Here is a 25,697-nt window from a genome sequence, read left to right as displayed (position 1 = left end):
ATATGGGTTTTTAACATATTGCTGCTCTGAAGGTAACATAATTAAGTTATATTCAAATTGGATCTAGGGGGCATTCTTTAATCTGCATAAATATACTTCATTTTAGAACTTATGGTATAATTAAACAAATATTTCGTGGTGAAGGTAAATACATTAATTTTAGGAGGAGATATTATGGCGGATTGGAATTCAGTACAATATTTGAAGTTTGAAAATGAAAGAACACAGCCAGCTATTGATTTAGTTAATCGTATTTTCATTGGGGACCCCAAAAGGATTATTGATATTGGCTGTGGTCCAGGAAATAGCACACAGGTCTTAGCACAAAGATTTCCTAATGCATATATTCTTGGTGTTGATAATTCTTCAAATATGATTGAAACTGCAAAAAGAGACTACCCTAATCTTGATTTTAAGACCTGTGATGTAAGTAAAGATTTATCAATGTTTGGTAATGATTTTGATGTTGTTTTTTCAAATGCATGTATTCAATGGATACCAAAGCACAATGAACTTTTGAAAAATATGATGGTTCTACTAAAAATAGATGGAATCCTTGCAGTGCAAACTCCAATGAATTATCAAGAGCCGATTCATAAAATCATTGCTGAAGTTTCAATAAATAAAAAATGGAAATCAGAGTTTTCTAGTCCAAGAATTTTTTATAATCTGACACAAAGCCAATATTTTGATTTGCTTTCAGAAATTTCATCAGAGTTTTCTATGTGGGAAACTATATATTGTCACAAGTTAAAATCTCATAAGGATATTATGGAATGGTATCGTGATACAGGATTAAGACCATATTTAAATGTTTTATCAGATGAAAAAAAGAAGGCTTTTGAGCAAGATGTTTTTGACAGAGTTGTAGAAGAATATCCAATACAGAAAAATGGGAATATTATTTTTAGATTTCCAAGATTCTTTTTTATTGCAACATCAAAAACTAAATAAAACAATAAGAGGGGTATGTAAGATGAATAAAAAAGTTTATAACCCAGGCTGCGCTTTGAATTTATATAAGCCCAAAATGGCAAAACAAGTTTTGGATTTCTTAAATGAAAATGAGTCCATTGAAATTCATAATATATGTTGTAGGCACAATCCACAGCTTCCAATAGGCACACAAATTATAAATACTTGTGCTGGTTGTGATAGGCGATTTAGTAGTTTGTATGAGGGTATTACTACGATTTCTTTGTGGGAGATTCTTGCACAAAGTGACAAGTTCACATTTCCTGATTATAGCGGAATGAAAATGACAATTCATGATGCATGTCCGGTTCGTTCAAAACCACAAGTTCATAAAGCAATACGGATTTTACTGCAGAGAATGAATATTGAAATTGTGGAAGCAGAACACCACGGAATTCATTCAATATGTTGCGGTGATGATTTGTACCCTGCATTACCAATCAAAGAAGTGTACAAAAAGATGAATCAACGAGCTCAATCGATGCCATGCGACGATGTGTGCGTATACTGTGTATCATGTATAAAATCGATGTATATTGGTGGGAAAAATCCAAGATATATATTAGACTTGTTGTTTAAAGAAGATACGGAACCTCAAGTGTATGATACTGTTGAATGGCACAAACAGCTGCAAGAATATATCGATAAGCATTAGATCATAATTAAATTTCACTGTATTATTAGTAAATTATTGAAATAATGAATGATAACAGATTTAAAGAGAAACTCGGAAATAAGTGATGAAGAATTTCATGTGATTTCAAAAATATTACTTGATAAATAGCATGAAATTATACATTCTTAGTGGTATACCTAGTTTCAATGACCACTCTAAATAATAAACGAACTTTAAGTTGATATAATATAAACTTTTGACATTTTTTCATTTATTTTAGTATTATTATCCTGACTCTTGGATAAGGCAATAATAGTATAATTAAATAAATATTTTATGTCATACTCTTAGAATATTGTGGTGCGATTAAAGTCTATGAATTAATGATAATATTTATTTAGGAAACGTAATAAAAACAAAGGCTTACTAATTAATGAGAAAATTATAGGGGTGTGTAATTATGTTCAGAGAAATGAGAAGAAAAAATCAATTATTGTTCAAAGAAGAAACAATTGAAATTCTACAGGTTTGCACCTCTGGAGTCTTAGTTATAACAAGATACAGAAGTAGTAAATTTATAATATTATAAGCAATATCGTCAATAATGGGTATTTATTCATTAAGGTATACATGCTAATTAGAGGAATTACTTCAATGTAGTTTTACTTCGCAACTTTCTTATGATGCGTCACAATGTTATAGAACTGTGAATTCGTATATAAAGTAAATACCTAGAAGGATGGTGAAATATTATAAACAAATTTTTTAGATTTATAACTATTGGTTTAATATTGTGTATAGTATTTGTAATGGGATGTTCTAAGGGTATATCACTTACAAATGCTATAAAAACGCTTAAATTTGAAAATATTAAATCTGCAAAAATTGAATTAGCAAGCGCTGGTGGAATGACTGCTAGAACTTATACTTTTGATTTTAATAATTCTAAACAAACTAAAATACTTGAAGATGTTATAAAGTATTTAAATTTGGGTAAAGTTCAAGGATATTCGGATGAAAAAGTCACTAATAAAGGTGGTTCTCCTACATTATTAATTTTAGTACTTAAAGATGGTTCAGTTATTAATATTCAGTCTGCGGTGAGCGATAAAGTTACTAAATTTCCAGACGGTTCAACTGAGATAGCGAAACTTCCTATTTCAAGTGAGGTAACAATAAACATAATAAATTCTAATGAAAAACCAATTAGAATAATATCTCCAGAAATAAAAAAATTAATTGATAGTGGGTACAAAAATGTTTTTTAAGCTAATAATATTTTAAATTGATAAATCCAATAGTTTTATTCATAATCTTTATATTTTATGACGGATTGGTAATAAATGACGAATTAACTTTTAACCAATTATAATATTTTAATGGGGGATTTGAAATGAAATTAAGTATAAAAGTATTAGTTGCATTTGTTTTATGTTTTTTAATAATAGGAGGTATATATTTTTTTAACAATAATAAAGTTGATGTCACCAAAAAAAAAGCTTCATTTAGTGTTTTAAGCTTTACTGGTGAATCAATAACTAATGGTACAAAAGTTAGTTTTATAAATTTTAAAGGTGTAAGAGAATTATATGTGCTAACTATGAATAAAGGGGATATAGTTAATATTAAATATACGTCTAATGGACTTAAAATGGCCATAGTAGATGACAAATATAATATAGTAAAGGATTTTAATGTTGATGTAGATAATAATTATAATTTAAAATGTGAAAACCGCGGTAAATATTTCGTTAGGATATACGGAAAAAAAGAGAGTGGAAATTTTCAACTTCAGTTTAATACAAAAGATGACACAAAGATTACAGAGGCGAAGTTTTGGAATTAAATTAGTAATATAGTTAGTACGCTTTTTTCATTTATATCGTCGCAAGTAAGCACATATTTAATGATATGAGGTAAGTGTATATTGATGTTCTGAATGTAACACAAGTGTAATTAGGTACATTCACTTTGAGGCTATTACTATTTTAAAAATTGTAAATATAAGTAATTCATTCAAAATATGGTATAGATGAATATATACTATTAGTCAAAATTGTAATCAGGTACGAACTTATTTTAATAATTATGTTGGAGGTAATGTATGATTATTGAAAACAAAAGAGTGGAAGGTAAAGGTATAACATGGATACTTCGTTGTCCAACAAAATATGATGCAATTGAATTATCTAAATTAAGAGTTAAAATTGACGGAGAAACAGAAAATCTTGATAGGGAATCTGGAGAAGGTTTATTAACGCCAGACGATTTTGAAAAACTTATTTATGAAGATTCAATAGCGAAAAAAACTATATTTTTAGTCGCAGAAGTAGAACATAAAATTGTTGGATTTACTAGGTGCGAAGGAATGAAACTAAGTAGATTTAAACATAAAGCAGAGTTTGGATTATGTATATCAAAGGAATACTGGGGTTATGGAATTGGTAAAATACTACTACGAAAAGTTATGATGTGGGCAGCTACTGTGGAAATTGAAAAAATTTCATTAACTGTGGTACAAACAAATACAAAAGCAATTCAATTATATAAAAAATATGGATTTATAGAAGAGGGATTATTAATAAAGGACCGTATTCATAAAGATGGAAATTATTATAATACAGTAATGATGGGAAAATTATTAGACAAATAGTTATTAATAACTAAAATATAATTATCATTTATTTTGGCGCAAGTAACCTCATATCTAAATATAATGTGGGTTTTAATATATTTAGATTAGATTCACAGTCTGATTTTTATTATACTTGGATTTTGTGCAATTGTGTTTAAAAAATATCTAAATAAAAACACTACTTTAAAGAGTTTAAAAAATAAATATGGTAATGTAAATGAAAAAAGACTGGTTTTATTTGAAGTAACATTGTCTATAAAATAGGAGGAATACACATGAAATTTAATGCACTAATTCCGGAATTATCTGTAGCCAATGTTAACAAATCAAAAAAATTCTATATAGATATATTGGGGTTTCATTTGGAATATGAAAGGGTAGAAGATAAGTTTGCATTTCTTTCTTATGGAGAAGCACAGATTATGCTTGAGGAGATTAATGGGCATTGGAACACAGGCGAATTGCAATATCCCTTTGGCAGAGGTATAAATTTTCAAATAGCTACAGACGATGTATATAAACTTTCATATAATCTTAAACAAAATAATATAACACTGTTTAGAGACATTGTGGAAAACCAATATAAATGTAATGGGGAAGTTATTGTTGAGAAAGAGATTCTATTTAAAGATCCTGATGGCTATTTACTAAGATTTTCACAAACTGAAAGCAAATGAGATTATATATTATGATGAATAATAGTTTTATTAATCAGCTATCATAGTTCGGAATCTTCCAAAGTGCTGCATCAATTGTAAAACTATGATTAATGAACAATAATATTCCAATTGAACATATGAGAGATGTAAAACAACTTAATAAATAATAAATTTGAAGGGGAGATAAAGATGGTTTTATTAGTAATTGATACACAAAAGTTAATAACAAATGAAAAACTATATAAATTTGATATGTTTATATCTAATGTTAAAGAAATAATACATGAGGCTAGGACAAATAATATTGAAGTAATATATGTGCGTCATGATGATGGAATAGGAAATGAATTAACAAAAGGAACTGATGGCTTTGAAATATATGAAAAGTTTCAACAGCTGAATGATGAAAAAATATTTGATAAAAAGGTTAATAGTGCTTTTAAAGGGACAGGATTATTAGAATATTTAATAAATAAGGGCGAAAAAGATATAATTATTGTAGGGCTTCAAACAGATTATTGTATTGATGCTACTATAAAATGTGGATTTGAACATGGATTTAATATTATAGTTCCAGCATATGCAAATACAACAGTTAATAATAAATTTATGTTAGCAGAACAAAGCTATCAATATTACAATGAATTTATGTGGAATGGCAGATATGCAGAATGTATTTCATTGGATGAAACGATTAAAAGAATGAAATAGAAAGGAGATTTATGTGTAAAATTAACGATTTCGCACTTATTATTGAAAATAACCTAATCAATTTATGTATTAAAGCTGCAAATATATCGTGTGGAGAAGTTGTAAAACAGGATTACTATTCATGGGCTAAGAATTCATATTTTGAAGGGTATAATAAAGTTTTTGATGTGAATATTCCATTAGCTGATATTAAAGAAGTAATCATGCTATTACGTAAAAATATAGAACTTGAAATAGCTCCAAAACACTTATTAATAAATGCATATAACCAGCCAATAATTTTGGAAGATTATTTAAAGAGTCTCAATTTCAATATGTTTTATCAACAGTCTGGGATGGCTATTGACTTAGCTTCATTTAAATTTGAAAACAATGACAACATAGGTGAAATTAGAACTATAAAAAGTGCTAGTGAGCTTGAAAAGTGGATATTAATAACTGAAGAAGCATTCAAAAAGAAAAGAAACTTACATATGTATAAAATGTTTCTAAGCGAAAATGATATTAGATTCTACGGATGTTATTACAAAGATAAAATTGTGACAACTTTAATGCTTTATATTAAAGATGCAATTGCAGGGATTCATTTAGTCAGTACAGCGAATGAATTTAGGGGAAAAGGGTTTGGAACTTTAATTACAAAGACGGCGTTAAGAGATGCTAAGGACTTGGGTTGTGAGTATAGTGTTTTACAAGCCTCGGATATGGGTAGAAATGTATATAATAGTATTGGATTTAAGGAATATTGTAAAATAAGACACTGGGAGTATAATAAGTTGTAAATTTACATGGATACATTTGGAATATCTAAAAGAAGAGGGAATTTTATGAACAGTTATTTCATAAGACATGGTCAAAAATAAAGATAATTTTTATTTGTAGAGGAGAAAATTAAAACAATGAATTATTTTACTAAAGGATGGTATGAATTGTGCCAAAAAACCAGTAATCATTTGCTTTTGAAGGAAGAGAGACAAGCGGAGGCTTTTTCTGAAGAATATTTTCAAGAATTATACAATGAAAAATTGACGATATTTCTGGATTTACATGAGCAAGTCGCCTCACATCTGGCGGGATGTGAAGTAGCGAAAGAAAGTTATATTCGACATGAACCATTTGACAGAGAAAAGGCATACCAACATTTTCATAAAGCATTTATATATAATCAAGAACATATTAAAAAGATATTACCTAAAGAAATATTAAAAAAAATAGCAGATATTAGGGTTTATGTACTTGATAAAGCCTCCCTTCAAGTAATAAACGCTGTAACTCTATTTTGCGAGGACAATGAAAAGTTAGTAAGCAGAACTATTAACGAATATAAAGAATATTATAAAAAAGCATTGAAATCATTTGACAGAAACATGGTTGAAAATATAAACTTCCATGATTGTACTATTATAGACATAAAGCAAACGGAACAGTCCTTATCGATATTATTTGATAATTCAGGCGGTTTTAAGGATATAGATGTAATACAGTTTGAAAATTATAAGATAATAAAACAAGATGCTTTACTGCAAAACTCATGGTGGCTCTATGATGAAATATATAAAACAAACGGCAAATATGAATTACATATTTTGCTTCAAAATAAAAATATGGATTTAGTAGAATTTATTGTTTCTGCTGAATATATTTTCTTTAAGCGTAACCAAGAAAAATGAATATAAGCTATAGAAATAATTTAAACAAATAAAGAGCGTATGACTCTACTAAAAATCATACGCTACAATTCGATAACAAGTATTATATCAAAATCGTTATAAGAAAACTTCAATTAAAATCTGCAAGTAATTTCATCTAAAAACAGGATTAAATTAAATTTATATCATATTGTTCAATGAGATCAATAATAGCTTTGTCTGGTGAAACTTCTGTAACAATACTATTTAAATCTGTTATATTTGCAAATTTAAAAATTCCGTCTATACTAAATTTATTATTTAATGCCATTAAATATGTTTCTTTGGATATATTCATAATAGTTTTTTTAGTATTTGCATCCTCCGAAACACTAGTACTTATAGTTCCATCTCGGAGATCAACTCCACTACAGCCTACGAACGCTTTATTGCAACGATAAAGTTTAATTTGTTCAATGGAATGTGAACCTATACTTCCACCTACAATTGGATTATAATCTCCACCTATAAAAATAAAATGTATATCCGAATCTGCTGCAATAATTGATGATATCTCAAATAAATTTGTAATTAAAGTTATTCGTTTATTACTTTTTATAATTATTTTTGCAAGAAGATATGAAATAGATGATGCATCTAAAAAGACTGTATCATCTTCTTTTATTTGACTAAAAGCTTTTTTTGCAACCATTTCTTTTAATACAGTATTATGTTCTACTCTGCTAAAAAAACTTTCACAATTTAAAATTGTACGTTTTATGTTAATGGCACCACCATAAGTACGTTGAAGTAAGTTCTTTTTCTCTAACATTTGAAGATCTTTTCTAATCATGCTCTCGCTAACTTCAAACTGTATACTTAAATCTTTAACTAATATTTTTCCGTTTTTTTCAAGTAAATTTATTATTTCTTTATGTCTTTCTTCAATAAACATAATTCGCTCCAATCCATTCTCTTTTATTCCTATTATAACAACAATAATATAAAAAATCCATTGACAAGTTATATTAAATATAATAGAATGATATAAATGGTAACAAATAGCAATGAATGACAACAAACAGTAATTAGAAAGACCTCTTATTTACAACAACTTTAATTTCATAATTTTATAAAGGAGAGAAAACTATGTCAGTATTGGAAAGTGAATTTATAAAAATTTCAACTACCGATTTACAAAAGACCATGAAGTTTTATTTAAATTTGGGATTTGAAACTATTTTAAAAACCTTTGATAGAAACGCAAATGAACAGGTGGCATATCTTCAATTTAAAAATATAATTATTAAATCTAATGAAAATTTAAATGCTAATGAAAAACTAGGTGTAATAGATATTTCAATAAATACTTCTGATATTGAAAAAACATTTAAAAATTGTAAAAATAGAGGATATGATTTATCTGATGATGAAATTCAAGACCTATCTTTTGGGGGAACTAGAGTTAAATTTTTTAGTGTAAGAGGACTATCAGAAGAAAAAATAGAGTTTTATCAGAAATTATAATTAATAACAGTAGGCGTACAAATTGGTATTAAGGAGGAAATTATGTACAAGTTAATCGTTAGTAATTTAGATGATACATTATTAAACGATGATCATGAAATCTGTGTGAAAAATATACAAGCTATAAAAAAAGCATCAGAGTTAGGAATTAAATTCGTTCCAGCCTCCGGAAGAGGGTATAAAGAAATAGAAAAAATTTTAATGAATTTAGATTTAAAGGATAAAGAACAACAATATGTAATTTCATTTAATGGAGGTGCTATTACAGAAAGTAAAGATAATAAAATAGTAAGGTCTAGTTATTTGTCTTTTGAAAAAGCAAATGAATTCATAAATATTTGTTCTTGCTGCGGTAAGGGCAAAATACGCCTATTTTTAGAAAACAATTAGAATTGAAAAGGATTATAGATACATTTGTGGAAATTATAGTTATGAACATTGATGTTAAAGCAATTTTAATGGCTATCATCATTTAGGCATATACTTATGGGGATAGTTTTAATCGACTCAACATCTCAATCCAAAGCTGTTCAAATTACTATACAAGGATTATATATATTTACCATACAAAATATAAATAATATAGATATCTTAGAGGAAAGGAACAGCTTACATGAAAGTTAGGAGTTTTAGTATTAAAGTAAATCAATACAGGGGGGATTAAATTGAATAATATAGTTACGGATAGATTAATTATTAGAAAGTTTAATAAAACAGATTGGAAAGATTTATATGAATATTTATCAAATGAGATAGTAGTAAAATATGAGCCATATAATGTGTATACAGAAACAGAGGCTAAGAAAGAGGCTATAGATAGAGCAGAAAGTGAATTATTTTATGCTGTATGTTTAAAAGAAAGGGGTAAACTCATAGGAAACTTGTATTTAGCTAAAGGTGATTTTGACACATGGGAAATAGGCTATGTATTTAATCTAAATTATTGGGAAAAAGGTTATGCAACAGAAAGTGCAAAGGCATTGATGAATACAGCTTTTGAACAATTAGGTGCGAGACGTATTGTGGCAATGTGTAATCCTTTGAATGATCATTCGTGGAAACTATTAGATAGGCTTGGTATGAGGCATGAAGGAACTCTTATTAAAAATATATATTTTAAGAAAGATATAAATGGGGTCCCTTTATGGGCAGATACCTATGAGTATGGAATTTTAAAGTCAGAATTTATAACATGTAACTAATCATCATTTATAGTTATGTTGCAACATTCTTTTACCGTGTCACAAGGGTATAGAACTTATTTGTTTAAAACAAATTGATGGAGTTGGTCATAGGTTGGAAGTTTTGAACGATATGGATAAAAATATTGAAGTGTTAATAGAGGTATTATCCCTCTATTAGAGCAATAACATTTCAAAAGTATAAACATAATTTTATCTGATTTTACCGTAATGTGCATATATATATCGTCACAAGTAACCCCATATCTGTAGATATGGGTTACTTGTTTTAAGTGGATATTGACATTCTGGATGTAACACAATTTAGATACATTCACATTGAGGCTATTAATCACTTTTAAAGAATTGTAAAAATATTTAGTTTATGGTAATTATGGTATAATAAATATATTATTAGTCGGAATTATAAAATTGTATGAAAAAAAGATATTTTATTATTTTGTAACATAAATCTCTTTCTGATGCAAGGGTAAAGGATTTAAAGTTAAGGCTTAGATAAGTTGAAGATTAATTTTTTAATAAAAGGGAGTGTTTTTATGTGTAAAAAATATCCTACTAAAAATACAGCTATAGAAGTTCTTGCCGAAGCAGAAAGATTAAATCCAGGATTATGGAAACAACATTCTGAATTTGTAGCTCTGGCTTGCAAAAATATTGCAGAACATTGTGAAAATCTTGATAGTAATACAGCATATATTTTGGGGCTGCTACATGATGTAGGTAGACGAGTAGGGAGGGTTTCAGAACGTCATACGATTGCTGGATACCAATATTGTATGGAACAAGGGTGGGATAAAGTTGCTAAAATTTGCATCACGCATTCATTTATGATACAAGATATTCATTCCGCAATAGGAAAATGGGATGTCACAAAAGAAGAATACGCTCTTACTGAAAGTATTATAAATTCAGTTGTTTATGATGACTATGATTTATTAGTACAATTAAGCGATGCTTTAGCATTGCCGACAGGATTTTGTTTACTTGAAAAAAGATTTATTGATGTTGCTTGTAGGTACGGTATAAATGAATCAACTGTTGCAAGGTGGAAAAAAACAATTGAAATAAAAGATTATTTTGAAAAGAAAATTAAGTGTCCAATTTATGATTTACTCCCCAATGTTAAAAAAAATACTTTTGTATAGTATTCTCATATTTCGCCACAAGTACCCCCCTATCTAATTATATGGGGGTACTTGCTTTAGGATTTGAACATGAATTTAATATTATAGTTCCAGCATATGCAAATACAACAGTTAATAATAAATTTATGTCTTCAGATCAAAGTTACAAATACTATAATGAATTTATGTGGAATTGTAGATATGCAGAATGTATTTCACTGGATGAAACACTTAAAAGAATGAAATAGAAAGGAGATCTATGTGTAAAATTAATGATTTCGCGCTTATTATTGAAAAGAACCTAAGCAATTTATGTATTAAAGCTGCAAATATATCGTGTGGAGAAGTTGTAAAACTGGATTACTATTCATGGGCTAAGAATTCATATTTTGAAGGCTATAATAAAGTTTTTGATATGAATATTCCATTAGCTGATATTAAAGAAGTAATCATGCTATTACGTAAAAATATAGAACTTGAAATAGCTCCAAAACACTTATTAACAAATTCATATAACCAGCCAATAATTTTGGAAGATTATTTACAGAGTCTCAATTTCAATATGTTTTATCAACAGTCTGGGATGGCTATTGACTTAGCTTCATTCAAATTTGAAAACAGTGACAACATAGGTGAAATTAGAACTATAAAAAGTACTAATGAACTTGAAGAGTGGATATCAATAACTGAAGAAGCATTCAGAAAAAAAAGAAACTCGCATATGTATAAAATATTTCTGAATGAAAATGATATTAGATTCTATGGTTGTTATTATAAAGATAAAATTGTGGCTACTTTAATGCTTTATATTAAAGATGCAATTGCAGGGATTCATTTAGTCGGTACAGCTAATGAATTTAGGGGAAAAGGTTTTGGAACTTTGATTACAAAAACGGCGTTAAGAGATGCTAAGGACTTGGGTTGTAAGTATAGTGTTTTACAAGCCTCGGATATGGGTAGAAATGTATATAATAGTATTGGATTTAAGGAATATTGTAAAATAAGACACTGGGAGTATAATAAGTTGTAAATTCATATGGATACATTTGGAGTATCTAAAAGAAAGGGGAATTTTATGAACATTTATTTCATAAGACATGGTCAAAAACAGGATGACTCTAAAAATTGTGCAACTATGGAATTAACAAAAATAGGTTTTGAACAGGCTAATTTACTTGGTAAGAGACTAAAAATATATAATATTGAAAGAATATATTCAAGTGATATGGTCAGAGCAATTCAAACATCAGAAACTATTAATAAATATTTAAAAGTAGACTTAATAGTTAATCATGAATTGAGAGAAATCGACATGGGTGAATATAATGATAAAGGCTTAAAATTTATACAAGATAATTATCCTAACTTCTTTAAAGAATTCTCAAAACATACAAGCGACTTACCTTATCCCAAAGGAGAGTGTGGTGAAGATGTCTGGAAGAGAACTCAGATAATTGTTAATGAAATAATTAATTGTGGTTTAAAGAATGTGGCGGTGGTGCTTCATGGAGGAATAATTGGGGTTCTAATCTGCGGATTCTTAGGTATTGGACAACACAAAAGGTTCTTCTTAGGTGAGCCTCTGGAAAATTGCAGTATAAGTATAATAAAGTATGATAATAAAGCAAATAATTACTATCTTCAAAGTTTCAATGACCATTCACATTTAGAAGCAGTGGGGTAGTAGGATTAATTGCTGTTTTTTCAAATTCCAAAGAACCAAATAGCATAACTTTTTTTCGGCACATAATTTGAGCTTTATGAAAAATACCATTATAGAGAAAAAGATATTTTTGAAGTTATCAGCTTGAAGGAAGATAGTATTACAAAAATAGTCCTTATTGATAGTCGTAATATAAAAAATACTGTTATTATTAAAGATAAGCAGAGAATAAGTGGATTTGTGAAATTAACAAATCATGATGTTATAAAAATGGAAAAGAAACATCGAATTAGTAACGGCTGGCAAGATAGTGTATATTGTTTATAACAATGTAAAAAGACCAACAATAATAACATTTATGAAATTAATGGAGAGCATTATGGAATTATTGAAGGCTCATTAGCTCAAAACAAAATTGCAGAACTGGTATATCCTAAATAATAAACATTCAATAGATATTTTATACCATAATCGCATAAAAAAAACGAAATAATATTAAAAGTTCCTCGTTCTATTTCTAAAATAGTACATATAGTTATCAATTAGAAGTCTTAGTCTACTAAATTTGCTATGAGGACAAGATCTTTAATTGTTGGACTATTAGTTATTCATGACAATTATAGTGTGATTAGTCTTAATTGTAGAAAAAATACATAGTGAAAATTATTATGCATTTTTAAAATCAAAAGGTGGTATATGGTAATGAACTATTTTTATGGAACTGTATTTGTAGAAATGATTTTTGAATTTTTTTGTATTTATAAGGTAGTAACAGTTTTAAAATTATTTCGAAAGGAGAGAAAAAAATTTTATCTAATATTGATAATTATATTAGTACCGGTAGTCGGTTCACTTTTTTATAATATTACGTTACCCCAAATTAAGGATATAAAGTATGCTTTGAATGAAAAGTTGTTAGTATATGAGGGGACGGTACAAAAAACGTATATGACTGGATGGCCTAATTCATTTATTTTAGATGGTAAAGAATATCAATATAATCCTTGGAAATTTAAGCCTATAGAAAAAAGCAGATATAAACTTTATTATTTACCTTCTAGTAAATTTGTTGTGAGATGCCAAAAAACCAAATAGTTTTAGCGACTAGGGTACTTATATTTATATTGAGGTTATTGGTCATTATTTAATCTTTGTAAATATACTCCATTTTAGAATTTATGGCATAATTAAACAAATATTTTATGTCATACTCCTATTTTGTTGTGACGTAATCTATACAGGTACTTAAAAATATTATTTAAAATGGGGGGTAAGGACAAGTGTTAATACAAGCATTATTGACTTTACCAGTATTAATTGCTTTTATTTTTATTTATAGGAAATACAAAACTGATAATGAAGAGTTTCTCCTTCTCAAATTAATTGGTTATTACTTATTAGGTAGTTTTAGGTTTAACTTTAACAAAATTGCATTACCAGCCGGATTTATTGCTTATTTGGTGTTTTTTAGACCGAAGATTAATAAACCTGTTAAAAAAGCGTTGGTATCTTTAGGCTTGTTTGTATTTATTTGTGGGTTATTAATTCCTGTTATTCAAAAATCTTATTTCGAAAGACAAAGAATAGTAAATGCCTCTAGTAATAATATATTTACAATTAATTTAAATAGAGATCATAATGCAATAAAGCAAAAGCTAGGTATTAGTGAATATACAAAGATAGAAGATTTTGTTGCCAGCTTTGAGAAGTCAGGAGCAATAAAGGAATTAAGATATAAGTTCCTAACTAATGATAATAAAGGTATTGTTTTATATAATGTAAATTTTTCATCTAATAAAAATCAGTATATTATAAATACAACTAAAGTTAGTGAATGGGTACAGTATAATAGATTAATCACTGAGGAACAATTTTTTTACGCTCTGGATTCCTTAGATTTAAAGCAATTAAAGCCTAAGGTGGAATATCCACTCTATTCAATTAGGTGCAGTGGAGATTACACAAGTTGGAACGCACAAGATTCTAATAACTTTTTAATTTCGGATAAGGGACTTAATAAGCTTAATAATGAGGACTTGCCTGTTAGCGGATATACTTTTTGGATTTATGGTAACAAGAGAACTAGTAAAACCACTTCCTCTGGTGATAGTTATAAATCATACATTCTTCCCATTCGTAAGTAATAACCTTTTCCGTGTTGTCTCAAATAACCTCATTCGATATGTAAATTAATGCTTCTAGGCTGTTTATTTTCAATTATAGCTGGTACAATATTTTCCTTTATTTTAAAAAGAATTAATATTAAAGCTGTTATGAATCGAAACAAGCAAAGGCCACATAATGGATACTAATTCCAGTATGTGGCCTATTTTTACATGTCGGATGTACACGATGTTATTTGCAATCGTATTTATTAAAATCTTTGAGCATTTCAGTAAATTTTTCAAGTTGGTAATCATCCCATTTTGAAATACGTTCATATAATAGGGATTCTTTTTCTTTTAAAGCATCTAGTGTCTTTTGTCGTCCAAGTTCAGTTAAAGATAGTAGTATTCCTCTTCCATCATCAGGAGATGCTTCACTTTTCACATAACCCAAGCTCTTGAGTTGATTGACAAGGCGGCTTACAGAGCTACGATCCATAGCTGTTGATTCTGCTAAAACTGTGGCGCTTGTTGGGCCAAATGAGAAAAGCCAACGGACAAGCAGAAAAGCTGCAGGCTGTAATGTTGAATCGAAGCGTGCTGCAGTTCTGACATTGAGCGCATGTGAGGCACTTATAAGTGCATTTAATTGTTCACCAAGTTTCAATTCCAATTGTGTTCTCTTAGTATTAGTGTCCATAGTACACCTCAATTTAATATTTTAGCTCATATTACATAATGCTTGACATATATCAATTAAATAATTATGATTGATATATATCAAGTATAATTGCTTATTTATTACGTGTCAAGTAAATCTGACGCATTATATCATTTAACAATGTAGTGTATGCACATACTATATGAAATGATAATTTATTATACAAATATTAAGGAGGATTATTATGACTACTCAACCAATTGCGGTAATCACTGGTGCCACCAACGGGCTTGGACAACTCGTTGCGATTGAATTAGCAAAACGAGGTACTCATCTTGTATTGACTGCCAGGAGCAGAAGTAAAGCAGAAGAGACTAAAGAGATGATAAAAAATATTGCACCAAAAACAGAAATAGACTTCTTTTTCGGAAATCTGTCATTGATGGAAGATGTCAAAAGGATCGGAAATGAGATTAAAGCCTCATATTCCAATATTGATATGCTTGTGAATAATGCAGGACTGCACGCATTTGAGCAGCGAATAACCTCCGAGGGGTTTTCAGAAATGATAGCGGTCAATTATTTGGCCCCATGGGTATTAACCCATACCTTAAAGCAATCTTTAATAAAGTCAGGAAATGCTAGAGTCGTCAACGTTGCTTCGGAAGCATCTAGAAAACATGGTGAACTTAAGTTGCCAGATGATTTGACAAATACTAATACATTTACTTCTAAAGAGTCATCTTCGCTTTATGGAAAAACTAAGTTGCTTAATATTATGTTTACTGGGGAACTGTCACGCCGATTCAAAGGAAAAGGAGTCACTGTTAATGCACTCGATCCGGGATTTAATGTGACGGGTCTTGGACGTGAGCTTTGGTTTGCTTCCGTACTTGAACGTACATTGAAATTTTTGCATATTGGAGATCCAAATAAAGGGGCCGATATTATTATTCGTTTGGCCATAGAGCCGCAATATCAGGGGGTGACGGGGGGCTATTTTAGTGCTGGAACTGGCAAGCCTATTGTTCCTGTGTATCCTGGTGGGGATAGCACTATGCAAAATAAATTGTGGAATGACACTAAAGAATTGTTGCAACAAAAAGGCTTTATAGAGTGAACAAATATACTAGTGCTACTTTTATAAAAATATTTAAAAAGTGTCGTAGATTTTATAATTGTTAACATAGTAGTATGTACCCAATCTGAAGCAAAGTTAAGTCGGAATCTTCAGTAACTCCGCAATAAACAAGTGTAATAATTACTAAACAAATCAGATAACTTACCCAATATTATTTATCAATTCACTCATATTGCTAGTTATATATTTATATAATTTACAGTAGGAGTATTTATATGAGAAAGGCTACTTAATTTATGTATATATATATTAATTAGATGTGCAGGTAGGTAAAGAAGAAGGGTAAGGAGGATAGTGTTATGTTAGAAGGGAAATGTCCAATGACAGGAAGAACAAGCAAAGCAGTAGCAGGTGAGGGAACAACTAATGAGTACTGGTGGCCAAATCAGCTTAAGCTTAATATTCTTCGTCAAAACTCAGAACTAAGCAATCCTATGTCTAAAGGTTTTAACTATGCGCAAGAATTTAAAAAATTAGATTATTATGAACTAAAGAATGATTTATATGAGTTGATGACAGATTCTAAGCAGTGGTGGCCTGCTGATTATGGTCACTATGGACCATTCTTTATTCGTATGGCTTGGCATAGTGCTGGAACTTATAGAGCTTACGATGGTAGAGGAGGCGGAGGACTAGGATTACAACGTTTTCCACCACTTAATAGCTGGCCAGATAATATAAATTTAGATAAAGCACGTCGTTTACTTTGGCCAATAAAAAAGAAATATGGAAATAAAATATCTTGGGCCGACCTTATGATACTTACAGGTAACTGCGCATTAGAATCTATGGGACTAAAGACAATTGGATTTGGTGGTGGCAGAGTGGATGTTTGGGAACCACAGGAGGATATTTATTGGGGTAGTGAAAAAGAATGGCTTGGAGATGAGCGTAATAAAGATGATAAAGAACTTGAAAATTCTCTTGCTGCTGTACAAATGGGCTTAATTTATGTAAATCCAGAGGGACCCAATGGAAACCCTGACCCTAAGGCTTCAGCCAATGATATAAGGGAAACATTCTCTCGTATGGCAATGAATGATGAGGAAACGGTTGCTCTTGTAGCAGGTGGACATACTTTTGGTAAATGTCATGGTGCCGCACCAGCTTCATATGTTGGGCCAGAGCCAGAAGCTGCACCAATTGAGCAGCAAGGATTGGGGTGGAAAAATAGCTATAAAACTGGTAAGGGACCAGATACCATAAGTAGTGGAATTGAAGGCGCATGGAAAGCAGAGCCTACAAAGTGGACAATGGGTTACTTAAAAACATTATTTAAATATGAGTGGGAATTAGTTAAAAGTCCTGCAGGAGCATACCAATGGTTAGCTAAAGATGTAGATGAAGATGATATGGTAGTTGATGCCCATGATCTATTAATAAAGCATAGACCTATGATGACTACAGCGGATTTAGCACTTATTTATGATCCTATTTACCAACCAATAGCAAAGGATTATCTAGAAAATCCAGAAAAATTTGCTGAGGAATTTACCAAGGCTTGGTTTAAATTAACTCATAGAGATATGGGACCTATATCAAGGTATCTCGGACCAGAAGTTCCAACAGAAAGCTTTATTTGGCAAGACCCAGTGCCAAAAGTTAACTATAAATTGATTAGTAAAAAGAATATTATAGAGATTAAGATAAAGATTTTAGATTCAAGCTTGTCAATATCAGAACTTGTTACAACAGCTTGGGAATCTGCATCAACATTTCGTGGTTCAGATAAGCGTGGAGGGGCAAATGGGGCAAGAATACGCCTAAAGCCACAAAGAGAATGGCAAATTAATGAGCCGGAAAGGCTTAGCAAGGTTTTAAATATCCTAGAAAAAATTCAAATGAATTTTAATAGGTCGCATTCAAAGGGAAAGAAGGTTTCTTTAGCTGATATTATTGTATTAGGTGGATGTGTTGGTATTGAACAAGCTGCAAGAAATGCAGGGTACAACATTACTGTTCCTTTTACGCCAGGACGAACCGATGCAACCCAAGAGGAAACAGATATAAATGCATTTAGTGTTCTTGAGCCTAAGGCAGATGGATTTAGAAACTATATAAAAGATAAGTATGCAGTAACATCAGAGGAAATGTTAATTGATAGAGCTCAATTATTAACACTAACTATTCCAGAAATTACAGTATTAATTGGTGGTATGCGTGTGTTAAATACTAATTATAAACAATCAAAGGATGGGGTGTTTACAAAGCGGGAAGAATGTCTTACAAATGATTTTTTTGTAAACCTTCTTGATATTAATACACTGTGGAAGGTGATACCTGAATGTACGGAAAAATTCATGGGTTCCGATAGAGAAACAGAGAAGATGAAGTGGACAGCAACAAGAGTTGATCTTATATTTGGATCAAATTCACAACTTCGCGCAGTTGCGCAGGTTTATGCATCTAAGGGCAATGAGGAAAAGTTCATACAAGATTTTGTAGCTGCATGGAATAAGGTAATGAATGCAGATCGTTTTGATGTTGAAGAATATTATAATTGTAATTGAGTTACTTTTGTTTATTAGTTTATATAGGAGCAACTAAATCATTTATAACTATGTAGTTGGAAAGGGTTAACAGTTCTAATATTTCAAAAGTTGTTAACCCTCATACTTAATGAAACATTTAAGTCATGTAAGGCTTTTTATACAAGTCATTCTTAGATAGCCCATTTTTTTTTGCAGTATTTATCCAATTTAATTTTCCGATTTCTCCGAATAAAAATATCGGAAAGTTTGGTGCTACATATTTATTTTCAACAAGTGTCTCAATGTTGTTTTCAATGTCCTTATTAATTTCGTAGAGTGAAGAGTATATTTTTGAGCATAGCCTTTGCATGAACTTTATGTCTTTTGTTGAGCCTACTACCTCTCCCATGCCTATCGAAACAGCAAATCTCCAATTTAAATTCAATCTAACACAAAAATTTTTTAACACTCGAATAGCTTCATCATTTATTGTAGGTTCGGGAAACCCGCAATTTACAATGGCGTATACTCGTACATTTTCAGGTGATTTATTATTGTTTTTCAAGTATATATAATAATCTTCTAAAAATCTCATTAATACACCAGGCAGAGAAAAAACATATAGAGGGAAGGCAAAAACGATGACATCTGCATGGGACATTGTTTTAAAATCCTCTTCAATTTTGCCAGAATGAATACTTGAGGTAACATGAATATAAAATCTATTATAATTGTTTTCATTCATATCTTCATCCAGTCTGTTAAGAAAAAGGAGTGAATTTGATCCTTTTCCTTTGGGACTTCCATTAATAAAACAAATATTTTTCATAATAATAAATACCTCCTTCTACAATATCTGATTAATAATATTTTCATTATCTTTATCTGAAACAGATAGTAAAACTTTATCAAAGCTTTTAGTATACTTACCACTGGTTAAAGTAATAAATGTGTCTTTTTCTTCTTTTGTTAAGTCATCACTATACCCTATCAATATTTGCTTTGGGTATTTCTCATATCTTTTAGGATGAGCTGTGGTACCATTCTTTTTTTCAAAGAAAGGTAAAACAGTTGGAATAAATCTATCTATAACATTCTTTATATTAGAGCTGTATTGTCCAAAAACTACTGGAGTAAGATAAATAGCTAAATCTGAATTAACATATGCTTTATTAATGCTATTTAATGAATCATCAATAACACATTCCCCTGGGGTTTTTATCCAACATCCGAAACATCCTATGCAGTTTTTTACGTTATCCCTATTAATCTCAAACAATTCTATTTCAATATTTCTTTGTAAAAATAGTTGCATCAATGATATCTGTAAAGAGTCACTATTTTCAGTTTTAATATCACTATCACAAATAAGTATAGCTTTCATTGTTAAAATCAACTCCTTTTATTATTCTATTATATATAGGGGGGTGACACCACATAGCCATCAAGTTACGCAATACTGAATGACGGTTAACTCTCCTTAAGTGATATATTTTTGTGCTAATCTATTAGTATCATATTACCAAAAAATGCAATGAAATACAATGCAATGGAGAAAGTAAAAACAATCATTTTTGGAACATTAAAAGCCAATTCAATCCTATATATGGTAAAAATATTCTTAATTTATGGTAATTGTGTTATAGTTAAATATATAGTGTTAGTAAGAAATTGGAGGAAAAATTGAAATGAATGTAATTGTAGTGAACGTATATTCCTTCCCTATGATTAGTCAAAATTGTAGAAAATCATGAAGTTTACAAAGAAGGGTTGGAATAAAAAAGGGGTGTATATATGTTTAATAAAATGAAGCAATATATTAAAAAAAATATAATACTAAGTATAGGAATTGTACTATGCCTAGGCATTATGAGTACTTATTCATATACTAAGATTATGCCTGGATGGTTTTCACAACCAGATACTTACAATTTAGTAAAAGAAGCATTTTTGACTAATAAAGGATACACTAATGAATTGCCTAAACATATGTCACAACAAGTATTTGAAAGAACAAATATATATAATGCTTATCCAGTTAAAGTAATGGATTTACAAAACAATCTTTTAGGGGGTTCATCAAATATACCAATTACATTTACTATTGAAAATATAAAAGGTGAATGGTACATTACAGAAAAAGAGGAATCTGTATAAATTTTAAAATAAACTTTGTATTGATAATAATATTGTATACTATTCAAACTTAAATGGTTTGGAGGTGAAATCAAATGTATAAAAATAGAATATATAATAAAAAACACTATTTAATAATTGCAATAATAATTGCAACATGTTTAGGTTATAAATATGTTAGTTATAGACCTAACAAATATATTAATATAAATGATTTAGTAAATAAAGCTTATACAAGTTCAAAATATGATTCTGAGATGGCAAAACATATGTCTAAGGATGTTTATAAAGATACAAATGGTTATATTATGTGTGAACTGTACCAGTGTAAGAAACCTATTAAAATTTCTTTCAAGTCAACTGAAATTAATCAACATAAAATTAATGGAAAGATATTTGTATATATGGTTTATGATTTTAAGATGTTTGATGCTGATGGAAAGTTAGTAACAGGTGCACTGAATAGTTCTGTTGTGTTTACAGTTACAGGAACTAATGATAATTTATATATAGAAGATAACCATGAATATATGAGTGGAAGTGAAGTTCCTAAAATGTATAGATATTACTAATAAATATTATAGCTTTTTTCAACTCTACGCAAGGGGATACCTTTACATAAGGACATTTATTTTAAATAATCATTTAATTAATAGAATCAAATAATTAATAAAGGGGCTATGAAATGATTAAATTAATTAAAGTGGAACTAGAAAAATTCAACTTTAATAAATATATAAAAAGTGCAATTGTAGCGAATATTATTATTTTAGGGATTTTAACTCTTATCACATATCCAATAAAAGATTTAAAAACAAATGAAAATTTGGAAAAGATGAAAAATAATATAAGAGAATTAGGAAATTAAAAAAATAGATTTAAAATAAAAAACAAATGCAATTTATTAGACAAAAAACTACGTGATTACAGCCCTATAAAGTAAAATAATTACTTTTATAGGGCTGTGTTTTTCTTGACGTACAAAATATCAGTTTATGAAAGTAGTTAACGCCTAGTTTTTTGAAATCTATGGAAAGTAGACTTGACATTGGAAAAATTCAATGATATATTAGTTATGGAAAGATAGCTTTCCATACATTCAGAGGGGAGTACCAAGAAATGAAAAATAGACTTGAAGAGTTAAGAAAACAGAGAGGGGTTAAGCAAGAAGAATTAGCAGAAATTTTGCAAGTATCAAGACAAACAATAGGTTCGCTTGAAAATGGAAGATATAATCCATCTATTATTCTTGCTTTTAAAATTGCAAGATATTTTAAAATGAATGTTGAAGAAATTTTTATATATGAGGAGAGTAATATATGAATACGAGACAAATTAAAACGACTTTTTTCTATGGTATGATTGCTTTATGGGGTCTAGTATTTATAATAGTAGGGGCTATATTTCAGAATGACGGTGTAATTTATTATAGAATGCTCAGAGTTGGGTTTGAGTTAATTGCAGTTGGAATTGTATTTTTGTTAGGTGCACTTAAACTACAGCGCGATGAAAAAAATGATAAAGCTTCACAACAATTTAATAATGCAATTTCAGATGAGAGAAACCAGTTTATAGCTGGTAAATCAGCTAGTATCACAACGGATGTAATGCTAGTTTTGGGAATGATAGCAGGTTGCGTACTTTCTTTTTTTGGAATGAATAATTATGCTTATATAATTGTTGGATATATATTCATAAATAGCATCTTACAACTTGGAGTTGGCATATATTTGCGTAGTAAATTTTGATCAAAAAATATTTTTAGTATATCAATAAATATTTTAAGACAATAAAAAATGATCAAATATATATTAATGTCTGTGCTCACTACCACAAATATCGCTATTCCTCCAAGTAATAAGTTCAAATAATAAACCTACGAGAATACACAGGTTAAAAGAATAATGTGTATTTATTATTTGAATTTAAATTTATTTCTTATAGATATTGAATTTTTTTTAATGAATCCTATTATAGATACAATAGGGGCTCCTGCAAATGTTGCAATATGAACACTTCCACCACCTAAACTTCCGGTTAGTATCGAACTAAGCGAATCCATAATAGCATTGTCTTTAACAAGATAAGTCCAAGTCGAGGTAGGTGGTTCTATTCGCTCGTGTAAACTTAAGAGTCCACTTTCTGATAATTCCATATTGGTAAAATCTATTAAAATATTTTCTAATATGTCCTGCTGCAAAGAATTAAAGCATAAATTTGTTTCTCTTTGAAGTACCCTAAGAGGGTTTTTACCGCCAATGATGTTTAAATTTATACCCTCTTGAATAATGACTACCTCAGCCAGGTAATTAGCAAAGCTTTCATCTATATTATATAAAGCCACTTGTTTTTCAAGTTTATTTATACATTTTTCACCAAATAGTGTATTTAATTTTTCATAAAGTTTTTGATTTTCATTTTCTAGAACATTAAGGGGATCAATATCCTCTAGTATCTCCAACCGCCTACGGTATACCTGGAGCCGATGACTTTCTAATAATGAAGAGTATTTCCATAGAGCTCTACGTAAATCAGAATTCTGACCTTGAATAATTCTCTGTACCTGGTCTATCTTACGTGCTATTCTAGGGTCATCAATTGGTTCTTCTTGATTTTTTGGTCTAATATATGCAGGGATTATCTTATCAATCCCATACTTTTTAATCAAATCGTCTTCTAAGCTTATAAAGAACCTGAACATGCCAACATCACCTTGACGACCAGCCCTACCTCTAAGTTGCTTATCAATACGCCTACTCTCGTATCTATTTGTCCCAATAACGTACAATCCACCTAAGGCAATAACCTTATCTCTACTTTCGCATTTTGTTCCACCTAATTTTATGTCAGCACCTCTTCCAGCCATATTAGTTGAAACAGTAACTGCACCTATTACGCCTGCCTGTTCAATGATTTCTGCTTCTAGCTCATCATTTTTAGCATTTAAGATCTGGCACTCAATACCAATCTTTTTTAATTTTAGTGCCAAGTAATCTGATTCCAATACACTTGAATTTCCAATTAAAATAGGTTGCCCAGTTGCATGTACTCTTGTAATCTCATTTATTAAAGCCTTATACTTTGCTTCCTTATGAGTGAAGATTACATCTGGATAATCTATTCTGTTGCAAGGTACATGTGAAGGGATAACAAACACTTCAAGCCCATAAAACTCGCTAATCTCCTCAGCAGAATCCATAGCTGTGGCTGTCATTCCAGCAACTTTTTTATAAAGCATAATAAAACTTTGAAGAGTTATCTGATTCATAATTCTCCCCTTGGATTTAAACTCAAGTTTTTCCTTAGCCTCAAGAGCTTCTTGAATCTGATCTGGCCAATGCCTATTTTCTGCTATACGCCCAGTAAATTCATCTACCATTTCAATTTTATTATCTCGTACAATATAATCTATGTCCTTTTTTAATATAACTTCTGCATAAAGTGTATTATGTACTTCATTAAGCAATTTAATATTTTCATCAGAGTATAGATTATCACAACATAGTTGCGCTTCCACAAGGTTTAATCCTATTTCTGTTAGAAATGCATTTCTTTCATACTCATCCTTGTCATAATGAATTTTAGGTTTCAGCCCTTTTATAATATCCATAGTCGGCGAAAGAGTATTATCATTTTGATATCCTCCTGCTGCAATTACAAATGGTATTTTTGCTTCATCAATTATTATAGAGTCCGCTTCATCCACAATAACAAAATTAAAGGGACGCTGGATACATTCGCTTTTTTCATAACAAATTGAGTCTCTTAGATAATCAAATCCAGCTACTTTTGCTGTTATATAAGTAACATCACATAAATAAGCCTTTTGTTTATCCTGCGTTTTCATATTATCCTGCACAAAACCTACCGTAAGCCCAAGCATTTCATATATTGGACCCATCCACACTGCGTCACGAGCTGCAAGATAATCATTAAAAGTAAGAATGTGGCAACCAAGGCCAGAAAGTGCATTTAGATATGCAGGAAATACTGCAGCTATTGTTTTACCTTCCCCGGTCTGCATTTCAATAAGCCTTCCTCTATGCATTGCAATACCAGCTATTATTTGCTCATCATAAGCCTCAAAGCCTAAGGCGATTCTAATTGCTTTTTTTACAAGTGCGAAGGCTTGTATCATTATTTCATCAATACAAACTCCTTGTGAAACCTTTATTTTCAGTTCTATTGATTTATATAAAAGTTTCTCCTTGTTTAAAGAGTTAAATTTAATATGATTTATCTCATCTACAATCTTTTTATAGTCATTGTATTCAGCTTTACTAGATAAATCTTCAATCTTTTTTAACATACTCTTTGCCATATATACTACCTCACTAACTACATCATATTTTATAGCCACTATGTAAGCTATATGCTTTATTATACTATTATTACCGTAAAGTGGATATACGTAGAGTTGGATGAACGTACAAGAATAAAAGA

31 protein-coding genes and 1 pseudogene are annotated in these 25,697 nt (G+C 29.7%); 27 read left to right on the top strand and 5 right to left on the bottom strand.

What is annotated here, in order from left to right; genetic code table 11:
* Window positions 1–174: 174 nt before the first annotated feature.
* From LL038_RS09710 to LL038_RS09665, 10 genes are all read left to right on the top strand, one after another.
* Window positions 175–954 (top strand): methyltransferase domain-containing protein, encoded by a 780-nt coding sequence (locus tag LL038_RS09710; RefSeq protein WP_216126209.1) that lies wholly within the window; start codon window positions 175–177, stop codon window positions 952–954.
* A 22-nt stretch (window positions 955–976) separates the two neighbouring features.
* On the top strand, window positions 977–1,630 hold the full coding sequence (locus LL038_RS09705; protein WP_216126211.1) for a (Fe-S)-binding protein: 654 nt from the start codon (window positions 977–979) through the stop codon (window positions 1,628–1,630).
* Window positions 1,631–2,051: 421 nt separating this feature from the next.
* Entirely contained in the window at window positions 2,052–2,180 is a 129-nt protein-coding gene (locus tag LL038_RS09700) for a hypothetical protein (RefSeq protein ID WP_268056048.1), read from the top strand.
* A 220-nt stretch (window positions 2,181–2,400) separates the two neighbouring features.
* On the top strand, window positions 2,401–2,859 hold the full coding sequence (locus tag LL038_RS09695) for a hypothetical protein (RefSeq protein WP_268056047.1): 459 nt from the start codon (window positions 2,401–2,403) through the stop codon (window positions 2,857–2,859).
* 125 nt (window positions 2,860–2,984) lie between these two features.
* A complete protein-coding gene (locus LL038_RS09690) occupies window positions 2,985–3,437 on the top strand; it encodes a hypothetical protein (protein ID WP_216126217.1) in 453 nt (150 codons plus the stop codon).
* Between the two features lie 258 nt (window positions 3,438–3,695).
* Window positions 3,696–4,244: a GNAT family N-acetyltransferase gene (locus tag LL038_RS09685; RefSeq protein WP_216126219.1), complete on the top strand. Its 549-nt coding sequence runs from the start codon at window positions 3,696–3,698 to the stop codon at window positions 4,242–4,244.
* A 257-nt stretch (window positions 4,245–4,501) separates the two neighbouring features.
* A complete protein-coding gene (locus tag LL038_RS09680) occupies window positions 4,502–4,903 on the top strand; it encodes a bleomycin resistance protein (RefSeq protein WP_216126221.1) in 402 nt (133 codons plus the stop codon).
* Window positions 4,904–5,074: 171 nt separating this feature from the next.
* Window positions 5,075–5,596, top strand: coding sequence for a cysteine hydrolase family protein (locus LL038_RS09675; protein WP_216126222.1), 522 nt, complete (start codon window positions 5,075–5,077; stop codon window positions 5,594–5,596).
* Window positions 5,597–5,607: 11 nt separating this feature from the next.
* Window positions 5,608–6,378, top strand: coding sequence for a GNAT family N-acetyltransferase (locus LL038_RS09670; protein ID WP_216126223.1), 771 nt, complete (start codon window positions 5,608–5,610; stop codon window positions 6,376–6,378).
* Between the two features lie 117 nt (window positions 6,379–6,495).
* On the top strand, window positions 6,496–7,266 hold the full coding sequence (locus LL038_RS09665) for a DUF4085 family protein (protein WP_268056046.1): 771 nt from the start codon (window positions 6,496–6,498) through the stop codon (window positions 7,264–7,266).
* Window positions 7,267–7,414: 148 nt separating this feature from the next.
* Here LL038_RS09665 and LL038_RS09660 read toward each other — a convergent pair whose 3' ends face one another.
* Complete coding sequence (locus LL038_RS09660) at window positions 7,415–8,179, bottom strand: DeoR/GlpR family DNA-binding transcription regulator (protein ID WP_216126225.1); 765 nt, start codon at window positions 8,177–8,179, stop codon at window positions 7,415–7,417.
* A gap of 194 nt (window positions 8,180–8,373) precedes the next feature.
* Between LL038_RS09660 and LL038_RS09655 the strand changes: the two genes are divergently transcribed.
* The 10 genes and pseudogenes from LL038_RS09655 (at window position 8,374) to LL038_RS09610 (ending at window position 14,884) form a co-directional block, all read left to right on the top strand.
* Window positions 8,374–8,751, top strand: a complete 378-nt coding sequence (locus LL038_RS09655) for a VOC family protein (protein ID WP_216126226.1) — start codon at window positions 8,374–8,376, stop codon at window positions 8,749–8,751.
* A gap of 42 nt (window positions 8,752–8,793) precedes the next feature.
* Complete coding sequence (locus LL038_RS09650) at window positions 8,794–9,141, top strand: HAD family hydrolase (RefSeq protein ID WP_216126228.1); 348 nt, start codon at window positions 8,794–8,796, stop codon at window positions 9,139–9,141.
* Between the two features lie 275 nt (window positions 9,142–9,416).
* Window positions 9,417–9,953 carry a GNAT family N-acetyltransferase gene (locus LL038_RS09645; RefSeq protein WP_216126230.1) on the top strand — a complete coding sequence of 179 codons (537 nt, stop codon included), beginning with the start codon at window positions 9,417–9,419 and terminating at the stop codon, window positions 9,951–9,953.
* 536 nt (window positions 9,954–10,489) lie between these two features.
* The gene (locus LL038_RS09640) at window positions 10,490–11,098 is read left to right on the top strand and encodes an HD domain-containing protein (protein WP_216126232.1); all 609 of its coding nucleotides are present in this window, start codon (window positions 10,490–10,492) and stop codon (window positions 11,096–11,098) included.
* A gap of 59 nt (window positions 11,099–11,157) precedes the next feature.
* Window positions 11,158–11,325: pseudogene (locus tag LL038_RS09635) on the top strand (cysteine hydrolase); the annotation flags it as partial.
* Between the two features lie 11 nt (window positions 11,326–11,336).
* Window positions 11,337–12,107 carry a GNAT family N-acetyltransferase gene (locus LL038_RS09630; RefSeq protein ID WP_216126234.1) on the top strand — a complete coding sequence of 257 codons (771 nt, stop codon included), beginning with the start codon at window positions 11,337–11,339 and terminating at the stop codon, window positions 12,105–12,107.
* A 45-nt stretch (window positions 12,108–12,152) separates the two neighbouring features.
* On the top strand, window positions 12,153–12,761 hold the full coding sequence (locus LL038_RS09625) for a histidine phosphatase family protein (protein WP_216126236.1): 609 nt from the start codon (window positions 12,153–12,155) through the stop codon (window positions 12,759–12,761).
* A gap of 123 nt (window positions 12,762–12,884) precedes the next feature.
* On the top strand, window positions 12,885–13,067 hold the full coding sequence (locus LL038_RS09620) for a hypothetical protein (RefSeq protein ID WP_216126238.1): 183 nt from the start codon (window positions 12,885–12,887) through the stop codon (window positions 13,065–13,067).
* A 375-nt stretch (window positions 13,068–13,442) separates the two neighbouring features.
* The gene (locus LL038_RS09615) at window positions 13,443–13,835 is read left to right on the top strand and encodes a hypothetical protein (protein WP_216126240.1); all 393 of its coding nucleotides are present in this window, start codon (window positions 13,443–13,445) and stop codon (window positions 13,833–13,835) included.
* Window positions 13,836–14,020: 185 nt separating this feature from the next.
* Window positions 14,021–14,884 (top strand): hypothetical protein, encoded by an 864-nt coding sequence (locus LL038_RS09610; protein WP_216126242.1) that lies wholly within the window; start codon window positions 14,021–14,023, stop codon window positions 14,882–14,884.
* Between the two features lie 211 nt (window positions 14,885–15,095).
* Here LL038_RS09610 and LL038_RS09605 read toward each other — a convergent pair whose 3' ends face one another.
* The gene (locus LL038_RS09605) at window positions 15,096–15,545 is read right to left on the bottom strand and encodes a MarR family winged helix-turn-helix transcriptional regulator (protein ID WP_216126244.1); all 450 of its coding nucleotides are present in this window, start codon (window positions 15,543–15,545) and stop codon (window positions 15,096–15,098) included.
* A 205-nt stretch (window positions 15,546–15,750) separates the two neighbouring features.
* Here LL038_RS09605 and LL038_RS09600 point away from each other — a divergent pair, with 205 nt between their 5' ends.
* Window positions 15,751–16,626 (top strand): SDR family NAD(P)-dependent oxidoreductase, encoded by an 876-nt coding sequence (locus LL038_RS09600; RefSeq protein ID WP_216126245.1) that lies wholly within the window; start codon window positions 15,751–15,753, stop codon window positions 16,624–16,626.
* 320 nt (window positions 16,627–16,946) lie between these two features.
* Window positions 16,947–19,157: a catalase/peroxidase HPI gene (gene katG, locus LL038_RS09595; RefSeq protein WP_216126246.1), complete on the top strand. Its 2,211-nt coding sequence runs from the start codon at window positions 16,947–16,949 to the stop codon at window positions 19,155–19,157.
* A gap of 118 nt (window positions 19,158–19,275) precedes the next feature.
* Here katG and LL038_RS09590 read toward each other — a convergent pair whose 3' ends face one another.
* Window positions 19,276–19,947 carry an NAD(P)H-dependent oxidoreductase gene (locus LL038_RS09590; RefSeq protein ID WP_216126247.1) on the bottom strand — a complete coding sequence of 224 codons (672 nt, stop codon included), beginning with the start codon at window positions 19,945–19,947 and terminating at the stop codon, window positions 19,276–19,278.
* An 18-nt stretch (window positions 19,948–19,965) separates the two neighbouring features.
* Window positions 19,966–20,502: a flavodoxin family protein gene (locus tag LL038_RS09585; RefSeq protein ID WP_216126248.1), complete on the bottom strand. Its 537-nt coding sequence runs from the start codon at window positions 20,500–20,502 to the stop codon at window positions 19,966–19,968.
* 410 nt (window positions 20,503–20,912) lie between these two features.
* Here LL038_RS09585 and LL038_RS09580 point away from each other — a divergent pair, with 410 nt between their 5' ends.
* The 5 genes from LL038_RS09580 to LL038_RS09560 all read left to right on the top strand — a co-directional run bounded on the left by LL038_RS09580 (window position 20,913) and on the right by LL038_RS09560 (window position 23,002).
* Window positions 20,913–21,275 (top strand): hypothetical protein, encoded by a 363-nt coding sequence (locus LL038_RS09580; RefSeq protein WP_216126286.1) that lies wholly within the window; start codon window positions 20,913–20,915, stop codon window positions 21,273–21,275.
* Between the two features lie 74 nt (window positions 21,276–21,349).
* A complete protein-coding gene (locus LL038_RS09575; protein ID WP_216126250.1) occupies window positions 21,350–21,826 on the top strand; it encodes a hypothetical protein in 477 nt (158 codons plus the stop codon).
* A gap of 113 nt (window positions 21,827–21,939) precedes the next feature.
* A complete protein-coding gene (locus LL038_RS09570; RefSeq protein ID WP_216126252.1) occupies window positions 21,940–22,122 on the top strand; it encodes a hypothetical protein in 183 nt (60 codons plus the stop codon).
* A 251-nt stretch (window positions 22,123–22,373) separates the two neighbouring features.
* Window positions 22,374–22,577: a helix-turn-helix transcriptional regulator gene (locus LL038_RS09565; protein WP_216126255.1), complete on the top strand. Its 204-nt coding sequence runs from the start codon at window positions 22,374–22,376 to the stop codon at window positions 22,575–22,577.
* Window positions 22,574–23,002 carry a DUF2178 domain-containing protein gene (locus tag LL038_RS09560; protein ID WP_216126258.1) on the top strand — a complete coding sequence of 143 codons (429 nt, stop codon included), beginning with the start codon at window positions 22,574–22,576 and terminating at the stop codon, window positions 23,000–23,002. Before LL038_RS09565 ends, LL038_RS09560 begins: the two co-directional genes overlap by 4 nt.
* A gap of 167 nt (window positions 23,003–23,169) precedes the next feature.
* Here the strand turns inward: LL038_RS09560 and LL038_RS09555 are convergent, their stop codons facing one another.
* The gene (locus tag LL038_RS09555) at window positions 23,170–25,575 is read right to left on the bottom strand and encodes an accessory Sec system translocase SecA2 (protein WP_216126261.1); all 2,406 of its coding nucleotides are present in this window, start codon (window positions 25,573–25,575) and stop codon (window positions 23,170–23,172) included.
* Window positions 25,576–25,697: the final 122 nt, after the last annotated feature.

This window comes from Clostridium estertheticum, assembly GCF_026650985.1.
Classification (GTDB): Bacteria; Bacillota; Clostridia; order Clostridiales; family Clostridiaceae; genus Clostridium_AD; species Clostridium_AD estertheticum_C.
Note: the sequence above shows the minus strand (reverse complement) of the source record. Positions and strands in the feature narration are given on the sequence as shown.